Origin of the sequence: Micromonospora sp. RTGN7 (genome assembly GCF_033804645.1) — a bacterium.
Lineage (GTDB): Bacteria > Actinomycetota > Actinomycetes > Mycobacteriales > Micromonosporaceae > Micromonospora.
On sequence record NZ_JAPZLF010000002.1, the window covers coordinates 178,915 to 193,148 of the forward strand.

The 14,234-nt window shown below is 69.6% G+C and carries 11 protein-coding genes; 8 read left to right on the forward strand and 3 right to left on the reverse strand.

Annotated elements, in window-relative coordinates; translation table 11 throughout:
* Positions 1 to 274 precede the first annotated feature (274 nt).
* Complete coding sequence (locus tag SNR22_RS04175; RefSeq protein ID WP_320065103.1) at positions 275 to 1,294, reverse strand: LacI family DNA-binding transcriptional regulator; 1,020 nt, start codon at positions 1,292 to 1,294, stop codon at positions 275 to 277.
* A gap of 384 nt (positions 1,295 to 1,678) precedes the next feature.
* On the opposite strand from SNR22_RS04175, the gene SNR22_RS04180 reads away from it, so the two are divergent.
* The 5 genes from SNR22_RS04180 (at position 1,679) to SNR22_RS04200 (ending at position 7,714) form a co-directional block, all read left to right on the forward strand.
* A complete protein-coding gene (locus SNR22_RS04180) occupies positions 1,679 to 2,962 on the forward strand; it encodes an ABC transporter substrate-binding protein (RefSeq protein WP_320065104.1) in 1,284 nt (427 codons plus the stop codon).
* A 1-nt stretch (position 2,963) separates the two neighbouring features.
* Positions 2,964 to 3,980, forward strand: coding sequence for a sugar ABC transporter permease (locus SNR22_RS04185; protein ID WP_320065105.1), 1,017 nt, complete (start codon positions 2,964 to 2,966; stop codon positions 3,978 to 3,980).
* Positions 3,981 to 4,163: 183 nt separating this feature from the next.
* Positions 4,164 to 5,006 carry a carbohydrate ABC transporter permease gene (locus SNR22_RS04190; protein WP_320065350.1) on the forward strand — a complete coding sequence of 281 codons (843 nt, stop codon included), beginning with the start codon at positions 4,164 to 4,166 and terminating at the stop codon, positions 5,004 to 5,006.
* Positions 5,003 to 7,453, forward strand: a complete 2,451-nt coding sequence (locus SNR22_RS04195; protein WP_320065106.1) for a glycosyl hydrolase 2 galactose-binding domain-containing protein — start codon at positions 5,003 to 5,005, stop codon at positions 7,451 to 7,453. The genes SNR22_RS04190 and SNR22_RS04195 overlap by 4 nt, the downstream gene beginning before the upstream one ends.
* A gap of 39 nt (positions 7,454 to 7,492) precedes the next feature.
* The gene (locus SNR22_RS04200; RefSeq protein ID WP_320065107.1) at positions 7,493 to 7,714 is read left to right on the forward strand and encodes a hypothetical protein; all 222 of its coding nucleotides are present in this window, start codon (positions 7,493 to 7,495) and stop codon (positions 7,712 to 7,714) included.
* A 245-nt stretch (positions 7,715 to 7,959) separates the two neighbouring features.
* Here the strand turns inward: SNR22_RS04200 and SNR22_RS04205 are convergent, their stop codons facing one another.
* Together SNR22_RS04205 and SNR22_RS04210 are read right to left on the reverse strand one after the other, a co-directional pair.
* Entirely contained in the window at positions 7,960 to 8,211 is a 252-nt protein-coding gene (locus SNR22_RS04205; RefSeq protein ID WP_320065108.1) for a hypothetical protein, read from the reverse strand.
* Between the two features lie 27 nt (positions 8,212 to 8,238).
* Positions 8,239 to 9,318, reverse strand: a complete 1,080-nt coding sequence (locus SNR22_RS04210) for a hypothetical protein (RefSeq protein WP_320065109.1) — start codon at positions 9,316 to 9,318, stop codon at positions 8,239 to 8,241.
* Between the two features lie 245 nt (positions 9,319 to 9,563).
* On the opposite strand from SNR22_RS04210, the gene SNR22_RS04215 reads away from it, so the two are divergent.
* The 3 genes from SNR22_RS04215 (at position 9,564) to SNR22_RS04225 (ending at position 14,038) form a co-directional block, all read left to right on the forward strand.
* Positions 9,564 to 9,941, forward strand: coding sequence for a nucleotide pyrophosphohydrolase (locus SNR22_RS04215; RefSeq protein ID WP_320065110.1), 378 nt, complete (start codon positions 9,564 to 9,566; stop codon positions 9,939 to 9,941).
* 114 nt (positions 9,942 to 10,055) lie between these two features.
* Positions 10,056 to 11,960 (forward strand): DUF2075 domain-containing protein, encoded by a 1,905-nt coding sequence (locus SNR22_RS04220; RefSeq protein ID WP_320065111.1) that lies wholly within the window; start codon positions 10,056 to 10,058, stop codon positions 11,958 to 11,960.
* A gap of 110 nt (positions 11,961 to 12,070) precedes the next feature.
* A complete protein-coding gene (locus tag SNR22_RS04225) occupies positions 12,071 to 14,038 on the forward strand; it encodes a DNA/RNA helicase domain-containing protein (RefSeq protein ID WP_320065112.1) in 1,968 nt (655 codons plus the stop codon).
* Positions 14,039 to 14,234: the final 196 nt, after the last annotated feature.

Genomic DNA, 14,234 nt, shown 5'->3' on the forward strand with positions numbered 1-14,234 from the left:
GTGAGGCTTTTGCGGCTTTAGTCGGGGCCAGAAGTGCAAGATCGCGGGCGCGGGCGCGGGCGCGGGCGCGGGCGCGGGGCGGGCGCGGGGCGGGCGCGGGGCGGGCGCGGGGGTGGGTGTGGGGCGGGGCCGGGGCGGGGCGGGCGGGGGTTGGGGGTGGGGGTGGGGGCACCTAGCGCCGGGGTCAGGGTTGGCACCTAGCGCAGCCCTCCCGGATGGTCGGCCCGGCGGTCGGTGAGGGCTTTCTGTCACCGGGCGTCGATGCTGAACCGGTTCACCTCACCCGAGGAGGTGCGGTGCTGCCCCGGGGCGTCAGGTGGGCCGTGTCGTCCTGGAGGTTGCTGGCCGGCTCGCCGGCGATCACCTTGAGCAGCTGCCGGGCGGCGTGCGCGCCGTACGCGGGGATGTCCCGGCCGAGGGCGGTCAGCGGCGGGTGCACGAGCTGGCACAGCGGCGAGTCGTCCCAGGCGACGATCGACAGGTCACCGGGGACCTGAAGGCCCATCTCCTGGGCCACCGACAGGCCGGCTATCGCCATCACGTCGTTGTCGTAGATGACGGCGGTGGGACGGTCCGGGGAGCTGAGCAGCCGCCGGGTGGCCCGACCCCCCTCCTCGCCGGTGTAGTCCGACCAGACGGTGACCGACTCGTCGAGCCCGAGCCGCCCGCACACTTCGGTGAAGGCGTCGCTGCGGATCTCGGTGTGCAGCAGCGCCGGCAGGCCGCCGACCCGGGCGATCCGGCGGTGCCCCAGGGCTACCAGGTACTCCACCGTCTCGGCCAGCGCCGCGGCGTCGTCGGACCAGACGCTGGCCAGCGAGCCGGTGTGCCTGGGCCCGCCGATTACCACGGCCGGCAATTGCAGCTCTTCCAGCGTCGGCACCCGCCGGTCGTCGGTGCGCAGGTCGCAGACGAAGACCCCGTCCACCCGGCGCTCCGCCCACCAGCGCCGGTAGACCGCGATCTCGGCGTCCTGGTCGGCGACCACCTGGAGGGTCAGCGCGTACGAGCGGGCGGAGAGTTCGGCCTCGACGCCGCTGATCAGCCCCATGAAGAACGGCTCGATGCCGAGGGTCCGGGCCGGGCGGCACAGGGCCAGGCCGACCGCCTTGGCGGTGGCGCCGGAGAGTGCCCGGGCCGCACTGCTCGGGCTGAACCCGATCTCGGCGGCGATGGCCAGGATGCGCTGCCGGGTCGCCTCGGAGACGCCGGGCTGCCCGTTCAGCGCGTACGAGACCGCGCCCTTGGACACCCCGGCCCGCCGCGCGACGTCGGCGATGGTCGGCCGCTTCACCGGCGTGTTCCTCCACGTGCTAGGCCCGCCACCTGGGCGGGTGTCCCGACGCCGGGGTGACCGGCGGCCCACACGCTACGGCAAGCGGACCGGGCGGTGATCCGCGCCGCCGCTCGCCCAGGCGGAGACGATCGGATCGGACGCTTACCCGGTTAAGGGTACGGCGTGGACCCCGGGGCGCATCACCCCGGATGCCGAAAGTTGCGTCCTGAAGGGTCCTACCACGAATGATCGCGCTCCCATGGTACGGGAGTGTCACGGAATCGCCTCGGCGTTAACCGCCCGTTGACACTGCTGGAGCGGGATCGTACGGTGACCACACTTATCCGGTTCAGTCAACGTCTCTCGATGTCGGGAGCGTTCCCATCTTGCTCGGAGGATGACATGAAACGGTCCTGGACCCGCTGGGCCCGCGCGGTCACGGTGGGCGCGGTCAGCCTGGCCGTGGTGGCTGCTTGCAGCGGCAAGAGCACCAGCGGCGGCGACGAGGCGAGCGGCGGCGTGGTCACCCTGAAAATCAACTTCTGGGGCGACTTCGGGCTCCAGGACCTGAAGGCCAGGTACGAGGCTGAGCACCCGAACGTCAAGATCCAGCTCAACTCGGGCGAGTACAACGCCCAGCACGAGGACCTGCAGAAGAAGCTGGTCGCCGGCTCGGGCGCGGCGGACATCGCCGCCATCGACGAGGGCTTCATGGTCCAGTTCCGCAGCCAGTCTGACAAGTTCGTCAACCTGCTGGACAAGGGCGCGGGGCAGTACGAGAGCAAGTACCTGCCGTGGAAGTGGAAGCAGTCGCTGTCCGCCGACAGCAAGACCCAGATCGGCCTCGGCACCGACGTCGGCGGCCTGGCCATGTGCTACCGCACCGACCTGTTCGCCGCCGCCGGGCTGCCCACCGAGCGGGACCAGGTTTCCGCGCTCTGGCCCACCTGGGACCGGTTCATCGAGGTCGGTCAGCAGTACACCGCCAAGACGAACAAGAAGTTCCTCGACGCCGGGACCAACCTGTTCAACCCGGTCCTCGGCCAGCAGCCGGCCGGCTTCTACAGCGAGCAGGAGCAGCTCCAGATGGAGGGCGGCCCGAAGGTCGCCTTCGACTACACGGTCAAGGCCCTCCAGGCCAACATCTCGGCCAACCTGACCAGCTTCCAGGCCGACTGGGACAAGGGCTTCACCAGCGGCTCCTTCGCCGCCCTCGCCTGCCCGGCGTGGATGCTCGGCCACATCAAGGACACCGCCCCCGGTACCGAGGGCAAGTGGGACATCGCGGCGGTGCCCGGCGGCGGCGGCAACTGGGGCGGCTCTTTCCTGACCGTTCCCAAGCAGGGCAAGCACGTCGACGAGGCGTACCGGCTGCTGGAATGGCTGATCCAGCCGGCGCAGCAGATCGAGGTCTTCAAGAAGGTCGGCAACCTGCCGTCGCAGCCGGCGCTCTACGTCGACCCGGCCATCGCCGAGTTCAAGAACCCGTTCTTCAACGATGCGCCCGTCGGGCAGATCTTCCCGAAGATGGCGCAGGGCCTCACCCCGCAGTACCTGGGCAAGAAGAACGGCCCGACCCGGGTGGCGGTGGAGAACGTCATCAAGCGGGTGGAGAACAAGACCCTCAAGCCGGACGCGGCCTGGGCGGAGGCGGTCAAGGAGGCCGAGAAGGCCAGCAGGTCCTGACATGTCCACCACCCGTGTCGTGCCACCACCGTCGAGCCCCCGCTCCGCGCGCAAGCGCGGCGCGGACGGCTCCGGGGGCGGCGAGCGGCGGCTCACCTGGCGCGACCGGCTGTACCGCTTCGACATGCGGTACATGCCGTACGTGCTGATCGCGCCGTTCTTCCTGCTGTTCGCAGTCTTCGGGCTCTTCCCGCTGGTCTTCAACGGCGTGGTGTCGCTGCGCAACTACCAGCTCGACGACCCGACGTTGCCGCCCTGGGCGGGCTTCGACAACTTCGCGAAGCTCCTCGGCGACGAGGACTTCTGGAACGCCCTCTACAACACCTTCGGCATCTTCCTGCTCTCCTCGGTGCCACAGCTCCTGCTCGCCCTGGTGGTCGCGTCGCTGCTGAACCGCAAGCTGCGCCTGCAGACCTGGTGGCGGGTCGGCATCCTGCTGCCGTACGTCACCCCGCTGGTCGCCTCGACCATGGTGTTCAGCGTCTTCTTCTCCCGCGACTTCGGCATGGCCAACTGGCTGCTCGACCTCGTCGGCGTCGGTGGCGATGCCCCGGCCGACTGGCGGGCCGACAAGCCGCACTCCTGGATCGCCATCGCCACCATGGTCAACTGGAAGTGGATCGGCTACAACGCGCTGCTCTACCTGGCCGCGATGCAGTCCATCCCGCGCGACGTCTACGAGGCGTCGGCCATCGACGGCGCCGGCCCCTGGCGGCAGCTCTGGCGGATCACCGTGCCGATGATCCAGCCGGTCATCGTCTTCACCGTGGTGCTCTCCACCATCGGCGGCCTCCAGCTCTTCACCGAGCCGATGCTGTTCGACCTGAACGCGCAGGCGGCCACCGGCGGCCCCAACGGCGAGTGGCAGACCATCGCCCAGCTCATCTACAAGGTCGGCTGGAAGGACCTCGACCTCGGGTACGCCGCGGCGATGTCCTGGGCCCTGTTCCTGATCATCCTCGTCGTCGCCGGCATCAACACCCTGCTGACGAACCGGCTGTCGGGAGGACGCCGGTGAGCGCGAGGAGCGCAGCGCAGCGGAGCCCCGCAGTCGCGAACGAAGGGAGGCCCCGGTGAGCGCGAGGAGCGCAGCGCAGCGGAGCCCCGCAGTCGCGAACGAAGGGAGGCCCGGGTGAGTGTCGTCGACACCGCGCATCCGGAAACCGGGGCCGCGTCGCCACGACGTAGGCGTCCCCGGCAGGTGGGCCGGGCCCCGCAGGACACCCCGGCCGGCATCGGGACGTACCTGCTGCTGGCCGTGACGGTCCTGTTCGCCGCGTTTCCGCTGTACTGGATGTTCGTCATCGCCACCAGCACCGACGAGGCGCTCGCGAAGATCCCGCCGGCGGTGGTCCCGGGCGACCGGTTTCTGACGAACCTGGACGAGGTCTTCTCCCTCCAGGACGTCTACTTCGCCGCCAGCCTGGTCAACAGCGCCATCGTCTCCGTCGTGGTCACCGCGTCCGTGCTGTTCTTCTGCTCCCTGGCCGGGTTCGCCTTCGCGAAGCTGCGCTTCAAGGGCAGCCGCTGGTTGATGCTCTTCGTGGTGCTCACCCTCACCGTGCCCAACCAGCTCGGCATCGTGGCGCTCTACATCGTGATGGGCAAGCTCGGCTGGAACGGCACCCTGCTCGCGGTCATCGCCCCCGGCCTGGTCACCGCATTCGGGGTGTTCTACATGCGGCAGTTCATCGTCAACTCGGTCCCCGACGAGCTGGTCGAGTCGGCGCGGATGGACGGCGCCACCACGATGCGGATCTACCGGAGCATGGTGCTGCCGGCGATCCGACCGGCGCTGGCGGTCCTCGGCCTGCTGACGTTCGTGGCCACCTGGAACGACTTCCAGTGGCCGCTGATCACGCTCAGCGGCACGGACTTCCCCACCTCCATGGTGGCCATTTCCGACCTGGCCAGCGGCAACTACGTGATCTACCGCCGGGTACTCGCGGGGGCGTTCGTCGCCACCGTTCCCCTGCTGGTCATGCTTTTCGTCGGCGGGCGTCAGATCGTCCGCGGAATCATGGAAGGTGCGGTGAAGTCGTGACCCGGCATCCGTTGCGCGAGGGGTGGGTGCTGCGGGCCGTTCCCGGCCCGCAGGTGCCACCGGAGATCGTCGACCGGGCGGTCCCGGCGACCGTGCCCGGCTGCGTGCACACCGACCTGCTCGCGGCCGGCCTCATCCCCGATCCGTACCTCGACGACAACGAGACGGCGCTGGCCTGGATCGGGCGCACCGACTGGATCTACGAGACCACCTTCGACCGGCCGGCTGGCGACGCCGACCGGGTCGACCTGGCCTGCGCCGGTCTCGACACGGTCGCCACCGTCACCCTCAACGGGGCCGAGGTGGGCCGCACCGAGAACATGCACCGCAGTCACCGGTTCGACGTCACGCATGTGCTGCGGCCGGGGGCCAACACGCTGACCGTCCGCCTCGACTCGGCGTACCGCTACGCCGAGGCGCACCGGGACCGGCTCGGTGACCGACCCAACGCGTACCCGGAGCCGTTCCACTTCATCCGCAAGACGGCCTGCAACTTCGGCTGGGACTGGGGGCCGACGGTGGTCACCGCCGGCATCTGGCAGGACATCGCCCTGCATGCCTGGTCGACGGCCCGACTGGCGACCGTCCGCCCGCTGGTCACCGTCGCCGACGGCGTCGGCCGGGTCGAGCTGCGCGTCGAGGTCGAGCGCGCCGCCGACGCCCCGGTCACCGTCCGCGCCGAGGTGGCCGGCGTCGCCGCCGAGGCCGTGCTGGCGGCCGGCGAGCGCACGGCCGCGCTGACAGTCGAGGTCCGCGACCCCGCGCTGTGGTGGCCCCGGGGGTACGGTGACCAGCCGCTGCACCCCCTCGCGGTCACCCTGCACGCCGCCGACGGGCGGAAGCTGGACGCCTGGTCCCGGCGGATCGGCTTCCGCACGGTCCGCCTGGACACCGCCCCGGACGAGCACGGCTCCGCGTTCGCCCTGCACGTCAACGGCGTGCCCGTCTTCGTCCGCGGCGTCAACTGGATCCCCGACGACGCCTTCCCCAACCGGGTCACCCGGCGGCGGCTGGCCGAACGCTTCGACCAGGCGGTGGGTGCGAACATCAACCTGCTGCGGGTCTGGGGCGGCGGCCGGTACGAGTCGGAGGACTTCTACGAGCTGGCCGACGAGCGGGGGCTGCTGGTGCAGCAGGACTTCCTGTTCGCCTGCGCGGCGTACCCGGAGGAGGAGCCGTTCGGCTCCGAGGTGGAGGCCGAGGCGCGCGAGCAGGTCACCCGGCTGGCCGCCCACCCGTCGCTGGTGCTCTGGACCGGCAACAACGAGAACATCTGGGGCTGGCACGACTGGGACTGGCAGGAGCCGCTCGCGGGCCGCACCTGGGGCCGGGGGTACTACCTGGACCTGCTGCCCCGGATCGTCGCCGAGCTGGACCCGACCCGCCCGTACTGGCCGGGTAGCCCCTGGTCGGGGAGTGAACAGCTCCACCCGAACGACCCGGCGCACGGCACCACCCACATCTGGGACGTGTGGAACACCGACGACTACACCAAATACCGGGAGTACGTCCCCCGGTTCGTCGCCGAGTTCGGCTACCAGGCGCCCCCCGCGTACGCGACGCTGCGCCGGGCGCTCTCCGACGACCCGCTCGCGCCCGACTCGAAGGGGATGGCCCACCACCAGAAGGCCGCCGACGGCGACGCGAAGCTCCAGCGCGGTCTGGACGCGCACCTGCCGCCGCCGGTCGACTTCGACGAGTGGCACTACTTCACGCAGCTCAACCAGGCTCGGGCCATCCAGCTCGGGGTGGAGCACTTCCGCTCGCACCGGGGCGTCTGCATGGGCACCATCGTCTGGCAGCTCAACGACTGCTGGCCGGTGACCTCGTGGTCGGCGGTCGACGGCGACGGCCGCCGCAAACCCCTGTGGTACGCGCTGCGCCGGGCGTACGCCGACCGGCTCCTCACCGTCGCACCCCGCGACGGGGGCCTGGCCGTGGTGGCGGTCAACGACACCGGCCGGCCGTGGCGTTCCCCGGTCACGGTCACCCGACTGAGCCTCGCCGGTGAGCCGAAGGCCAAGACGACGTACGACCTCGACGTGCCCGCGTACGGAAAATTGGAGCTGGTGTTGCCGGCGGACCTGGCCACGCCGAAGGACGCCCGGCGGGAGCTGCTGCTCGCCGAGGCGGGTCGGAGCGCCGACCGGGCGCTGTGGTTCTTCGCCGAGGACCGAGACATCGACTGGCCGGCGGCGTCCTACGAGGCGACGGTGGAGCCGATCGACGGCGGCGTACGGGTGCACGTCACCGCCGCCACCATCCTGCGCGACCTGACCCTCTTCCCGGACCGCCTCGACCCGACCGCCGAGGCCGACGACGCCCTGCTCACCCTGCTCCCGGGCGAGTCGGCGACGGTCACGGTGCGCGCCGGACGGGCGCTGGACGCCACGGCCCTCACCACGCGCCCCGTTCTGCGCACGGTGAACCAGCAGGGAGGCGGCTGACGATCGGCGATGTCGCAGGAGTGTGCTCCAATGTCGCCCATGGTGCTACAGCGTGTCCTCGCCGTCCTGTTGTTGCTGATCGCGTTCGTGGCGTTGGCGCTCTCGCACACCTTCTCGTTCCTGGACGATCTCTCCGAGCTCGGGGAGACGGCGGTCGTGGTCGCGGGAGCGGTCTGTGGAATGGCGGGCGTGAGTCTGTGGTTCCGCAAGACGTCGGGGCAATCCTCGCCGCAGGCGACCGGCGACGGCGAGCCCCACTGACCGGACCTCGGTTGTTCCGGCAGCCGCCGTCGCCGCCTGCAGCCGAGCCCCAGCACCCGCGCCACCGTCTGCTGCTGGTCGGCGGGTCGGCGCTGGTCAGGTGAATGTGCAGGCGACGGCGCGACACCGCCGAGTCCGGGCGGCCCGGAGCGAACCGGAGGCTGATCTGGGGGTCCTCGCCGGGCAGGAGCGGGCCGACGAGGTGACAGCGAAATTATCCGGTCGCAGGGAACTGACGTGACGGGTCAGCCGGAGATGTCGTTGCGGCGGCGTACCAACTTCGCCATCGCGACCACCCTCGGTCGACCCTGCACCGAGAAGCCCAACCCGTGCCGGAAGATCTCCGGAATCCAGTACTGGTCGCCCTCCCGGAACACGACACCGTTCGTGTCCAACAAGCGGGCCTCCTCGCTGCTGAGGCCAACGGCCTCCAACCGGAACGGGACCTTCTTCCGGTCGACGTCGAGGTCCCGGAGACGGTCCAGAAGGTCGCGCACCGGCGGGTTCTCCAACCGGATCGCTGATCAACGTCGTTGGCTCCGTCGGCTGCCGCTGTGCCGGGTCACCATGGCGGTCACCGCCACGACCGCCGCTGCGGCGGCGACCACGGCCAGCCGACTCCGCCGCCTGTCGCCCTTGGGGCCGGGACGAGCCGGCTCGGTGTCGGCCGTCCTCGACGCCGGCGGATCCGGGGTAACGCCCTCCTCAGGCGGCGCAGCGGCAGAGGCATGCCGGGCGGGAGGTGACATGGTCGTGCCGAGCACGATCAGCAGAAGGGCGATGCCCTGTAGCCCGATCAGGCCGGTAGCGAGCTTGCCGATGGGTCCCTGCGGTTCCGGATCGCTGGCCCCGAGCATGGTGAACAGCGAGTAGTACGAGACGTCCTGCACCCGTTGGATCGCGGCAAGCAGGCTTTCGGGGGGTACAGGGAGTTTTCCGTACTCCTCGATCCGGGTGCTCACGAGGTACATCGCCCCGGCCGCCGAGACATGCGCTGTGAAGAGTGCGCCGACGAATGCCTGAAACTCGATCAGGATCTTGGGTTTCATCGCGTCCTCGCGTAGCGAGCCGGCGTGGACCGAGGTGGCGTACGCGCCGGTGAAAGCCATGGCGACGAGGGCCTCCACCGCGAGCAGGATCGGTCCGATCATCGCCAGCAGTGCGGTCACCACGCCCCCGACCGAGGCGAAGCCGCGCAGGTCCGGGCTCTCGATCCACGGTGCATGGGCCAGCATGATCAGGTAGGCGAGGAGTAGCAGCACGAACACCGGGTAGCGCCAGGCGAGCAGCAACGGGCGCAGCGGTGACCGCAGTGCCCGCTGCCAGCGGGTCCGACCGTTCCTCGCGGCTCGAGCGAGCCGGTACGCCTTCGACCCGAAGGGGAGGAAGCTGCCACCGGTCAGCCGGATGATCTCGTCCCGCTCGTCAATGGTGATCGGCTGCCGGGCCGCGAGCAGGTCGTTGAACCGTGCGCCGTTTCTCCACAGCCACACCAGGCCGCGTGCGATCGAGTAGATCCTCAGCAGGGTCAGTGCTGGCACGATCATGAGCACGAACTTGCCCACCAGCACCACTAGCAGATGATGCCACGGCTGGCCGTCCACTGTGCTTCTTCGTCGCCGGCCCTGACTCTGCTTCCGCAGGGCCGTTCCGAGTATCAAGACCAGGCCCGGCCGGACGAGAAAGCGTCTTCTCCGAGTCGGGGGTGGCGGCTCTGGAGGATTCCCCCAACGCGAAGACCGTTTCGGTCGGGCACTGATCCAGAGGGAGGGATGACGGGACCTGCGTGTTCAGCCGTGTGAGGATCGTCCCTGCAGCCGACGCACCACAGTGAGCGCCTGGAGACGATGTGAACGGAAACGACAACAGCGGTCCGAAGACCGTCGCAGAGCTTGCCGAACAGCTCCGGGGGTTCGCGGAGGACCGGGACTGGCAGCAGTTCCACACGCCGAAGAACCTGGCGATGGCGCTGGCCGGGGAGGTGGGGGAGCTGCTGGCGGAGCTGCAGTGGCTGACGCCGGAGGAGGCGGCGCACGCGATGGCCGATCCGGAGCTGGGCGGCCGGGTGCGCGCGGAGATCGGGGACGTCATGATCTACCTGACCCGGCTGGCCGACGTGCTCGGGATCGATCTGGTTCGGGCAGCGGAAGACAAGCTGACCGAAGTGGCCCGGCGATACCCGGCGGAGCGGGTGCGCGGTTCGGCCGCGAAGGCGGTACGGCCGTAGCCGCTGGTCGATCTTCTGGATAGGGTATTCGGGTAGAAAGCGGTCCGACGGGCTTCTGGGTCACGGATATGCCCCCCGCGCGAACACTTCGTGCTGCCCGGAGGCGCTTCCCTGATGTCGGCGTACCGCACGTCTGCTGCTGGTCTTCTGCGTCTCGCCACCGATGGCACCCTGGTCGAGGTGCTGGCCGAGCGGGCCCGGCACAGCGGCCACGGAGTGGCTCCCGCCGAGAAGCGGGCCTGGTCGCGCAGCCTGCCGGTGCTGGCCCAGGATCTCGTCGACGCCGGTCTGTCACAGGTCGAGGTGCTGGTCGAGTACCAGCTTCCGTTGACGAGCCGGCGGGTCGACGCGGTGCTGGCGGGGGCCGACCCGCGTACCGGGGACGACTCGTACCTTGTGGTCGAGCTGAAGCAGTGGAGCTATGCCACGGCCTACGAGGACTCCAACACCCTGGTGGCCGTTGAGCAGGTCCGGGGACCACGGCTGCACCCGGGCATCCAGGTGGCCGACTACTGCCGCTACCTCAGTGACTTCCTGGGGATCCTCGGGCGGGAGCAGAAGCGGTTGAGCGGTGCCGCGTACCTGCACAACGCGGTGGACCGGGATGTTGTCGACCTGTTCGACCGGCCGGCCACCGAGCAGAGCCGGATCTTCACCGGGCAACGCCGGGGCCAGTGGCTCGACCACCTACGCAGCCGGTTCGCCGCCACTTCGGGAGCGGACGCCGCGGACCGGTTCCTGACCAGCTCCGTGCGTCCGAGCCGGCACCTGCTGGCGTACGCGGCGGCCGAGTTGAAGGAAAGCTCGCACTTCACCCTCCTGGATGAGCAGCGCGTGGCGTACGAGCTGGTCATGCACGCGGTCGAGCGGGCCCGGACGGCGAACCACAAGAAGGCGGTGGTGGTGGCGGGCGGGCCGGGCAGTGGCAAGAGCGTCATCGCCCTGGCGATCCTCGGTGAGCTGGCGCGGCAGAACCGGTCGGTGCTGCACGCCACCGGTTCCCGGTCCTTCACCCAGACCCTGCGCCGATACGCGGGCCGCGGATCCACCCGCCTGCAGAGCCTGTTCAAGTACTTCAACAGCTTCATGGACGCCGGCACCAACGACGTCGAGGTGCTGATCTGCGACGAGGCACACCGGGTGCGGGAGACCTCGGTGAACCGGTACACGACCAAGGCCCGCCGAGATGTCGCCCGCCCGCAACTGGAGGAACTCCTCTCCGTCGCCCGGGTGCCGGTCTTCCTCCTCGACGAGCACCAGGTGGTCAAGCCCGGCGAGCTGGGCAACGTCGAGGTCATCTCGGCGTTCGCCGAGAAGCTGGGCCTGGAGTGCGATGTCGTCTCGCTGCACGACCAGTTCCGCTGCGGCGGCAGCGAGGCGTACGAGCAGTGGGTCCTGGACCTGCTCGGCCTCGACGGCGGCGAGCCGTCCGTCTGGTCGGGTGACGGCCGGTTCGACGTACGGGTCGTGGAATCGCCGTGGGAGATGGAGGAGTGGCTCGCCGACCGGCAGGAGACCGGCGGCACGGCCAGGATGTCAGCCGGCTACTGCTGGCCGTGGACTGACCCGAGGCCGGACGGCACGCTCGTGCCGGACGTGACGATCGGTGACTGGACCAGGCCGTGGAACGTCAAGAGCGACCGCAGCATCGGCGACGCCCCGGGCAGCGCCTACTGGGCCACCGATCCGAACGGGTTCGGGCAGGTCGGCTGCGTCTACACCGCGCAGGGCTTCGAGTACGACTGGTCCGGGGTGATCGTCGGTCCGGACCTGGTGGCCCGGGACGGGCGACTGGTCACCCGTCGCGAGGAGTCGAAGGATCCGGCGTTCCGTAGCAGGAAGTCGGTCAGCGACCACGAGGCGGACCGGCTCATCCGCAACACGTACAAGGTGCTGCTCACCCGGGGGATGCGGGGCACGGTGCTGTACGCGACGGACCCGGAGACCCACGAGTACCTGCGCGGCCTGGTGCGGGTCGAACACCCGCCGGAGGTCCGGTTCGAGAAGACGGCCGGGTAGCGGCAGCCAAAGCGTGTCGCTAGGGTGGCGGTCGGTTGAGCGGAACGACGGGCTTCCTGTGAGGGATACGCCCCCACCGCACGAGATTCTCGTGTCTTGGGGGCCCGTCAGTGCCGGCGTACCAGACCACACCCGCCCAGATCCTGGAACTGGCCGACGCAGGGCGACTGGTCGACGAGGTTTCCGCGCACATGGTCGCCACCGGGTACTCGGTGGAGGAGCCCGAGCGGGAGTCGTGGCGCAGGAGCCTGCCGGCGCTCGCCCGGCACCTCTGCGAGCTGGGGTTCGGTGACCTCGACGCGTTGGTGGAATACCAGCTTCCCCGTAGCAGTCAACGGATCGACGTCATCCTGGCGGGTGCTGAACCGCTGCACCTGCGTCCGGCGTACCTGGTCGTCGAGCTGAAGCAATGGAGTGCGGCGGAGCGGTACGACGAGGCTGGTTGCCTCCTGCGGGCTCCGTGGACGTCGAAGCCGCTGCTGCACCCCTCGGTGCAGGTCGAGGCGTACTGCTCCTATCTGGTGGACCACCTTGAGCGGCTGCGCGAATGGCCGGAGGCGGTGCATGGCATGGCGTACCTGCACAACGCCACTGCCGACAGCATTCCCGATCGGCCGTCGCCTCGGAGCTACCGCAACATGCTCTACACGCCGGACCGCGCCGACCGCTTCCCTGGCTATCTGGCCGCGAGGTTCTCCAAGGTCCGGGACGGGCGTGCCGCGCAACGGTTGTTGACCAGCCCGGTGAGGCAGAGCGCGCGGCTGTTGGCAAACGCGGCCGACGAGGTGGGCAACCGGGGGCACTTCGTCCTGCTGGACGAGCAGCGTGCGGCGTACGAGCTGGTCATGCGGGCGGTGCGGTGGGCCGACGCGGGTCGGCGCAAGCGGGTCGTGGTGGTGTCCGGTGGGCCGGGCACCGGCAAGAGCGCCATCGCGCTCGACCTCTTCGCCGACCTGCTGCGGCAGGGGCGACAGGTCAACCATGCGACCGGCTCGAAAGCGTTCACCCGCACCCTGCAGCTCTACGCCCGCAAGCAGCCCCTGCACCCGTCGCAACGGTCTGATCGGCTGTTCAAGTACTTCATGAACTTCACGGCCAGTCGGAAAGACGGCCTCGACGTGCTGATCTGTGACGAGTCGCACCGCATCCGGGAGCGCACCACACGTGGGCAGTGGAGCGCCTCCCGACCGCAGGTACAGGAGCTGATCGACGCGGCGAAGGTGCCGGTATTCCTCCTCGATGACTATCAGGTCGTGCGGCCGGACGAGGTGGGCAGCGTCGCCGCGATCAAGGAGGCGGCGAATCGTCTGGACCTGGAGGTGGACGAGGTCACCCTGGGCGCGCAGTTCCGGTGTGGCGGTAGCCCCCGCTACGAGCGGTGGGTGCGCTGTCTGCTGGGGCTGGAGAACGCGGACCCGTACCGGTGGACCGGGGACGAGAACTTCCGGCTGGGGCTGGCCGACTCGCCCGAGGAGATGGAGGCGATCCTTCGGCACTGCAACGACCGGGGCGAGACGGCCAGGATTTCGGCGGGCTTCTGCTGGCCGTGGACACTGCAGTCTCGCGGCGGGCGGTTGGCGCCGGACGTCCGCATCGGCGGGTGGGCGCGCCCGTGGAACGCCTACGAGGAGCATCCGCCGCCCGGCATCCCGTCGAGTTCCTACTGGGCGACGGATCCCGGGGGCTTTCACCAGATCGGCTGCATCTACACCGCTCAGGGCTTCGAATACCACTGGTCGGGAGTAATTCTGGGACCTGACCTGGTGGTACGTGGCGGTCGGTTCGTCACCTGGCCCGGCGGGCTGCGTGATCCCAAGCTGGTTTCCCGGGACGGAAGAGTCAAGGCGAAGAATCCGGACAGGTTGATCCGCAACGCGTACAAGGTGCTGCTCACCCGGGGATTGTTCGGCACCCTTCTCTACTCGGTCGATTCGGAGACACAGGAGTTCCTGTCGCGGCTGATTCCTCGCCCCCGCCGTCTTGGCCCGGCGGTTGCGCCGGGCGTGCGGCGGGTCGGCGAAGGGGTAGGAGGAAACATCAGCCAGCAGGGGCTGTCGGATTCCCGACCGAGGAGCTGACAGGGCGGTGCAGGGAATCCGAATTCCCAGGTGAGGCACCGAATTGGGGCGGTCAATACTGCTTTCCAACGTCCGGTTCGCTTGTCTTGACCTGATGGCTATGGGCAGAAATGGCAGTGGACGGTACCGTCCACCGGGCTGTAGGACGGTCTGGCTATCCGGGAGTGGCACTGATGATCGCGCAGGAACGCACGGT

Excerpts from the sequence above, each read along its gene's own strand:
- SNR22_RS04200 (WP_320065107.1), top strand. The coding sequence starts at position 7,493 with ATGGTGCTACAGCGTGTCCTCGCCGTCCTGTTGTTGCTGATCGCGTTC.
- SNR22_RS04185 (WP_320065105.1), top strand. The coding sequence starts at position 2,964 with ATGTCCACCACCCGTGTCGTGCCACCACCGTCGAGCCCCCGCTCCGCG.
- SNR22_RS04220 (WP_320065111.1), top strand. The coding sequence starts at position 10,056 with ATGTCGGCGTACCGCACGTCTGCTGCTGGTCTTCTGCGTCTCGCCACC.
- SNR22_RS04180 (WP_320065104.1), top strand. The coding sequence starts at position 1,679 with ATGAAACGGTCCTGGACCCGCTGGGCCCGCGCGGTCACGGTGGGCGCG.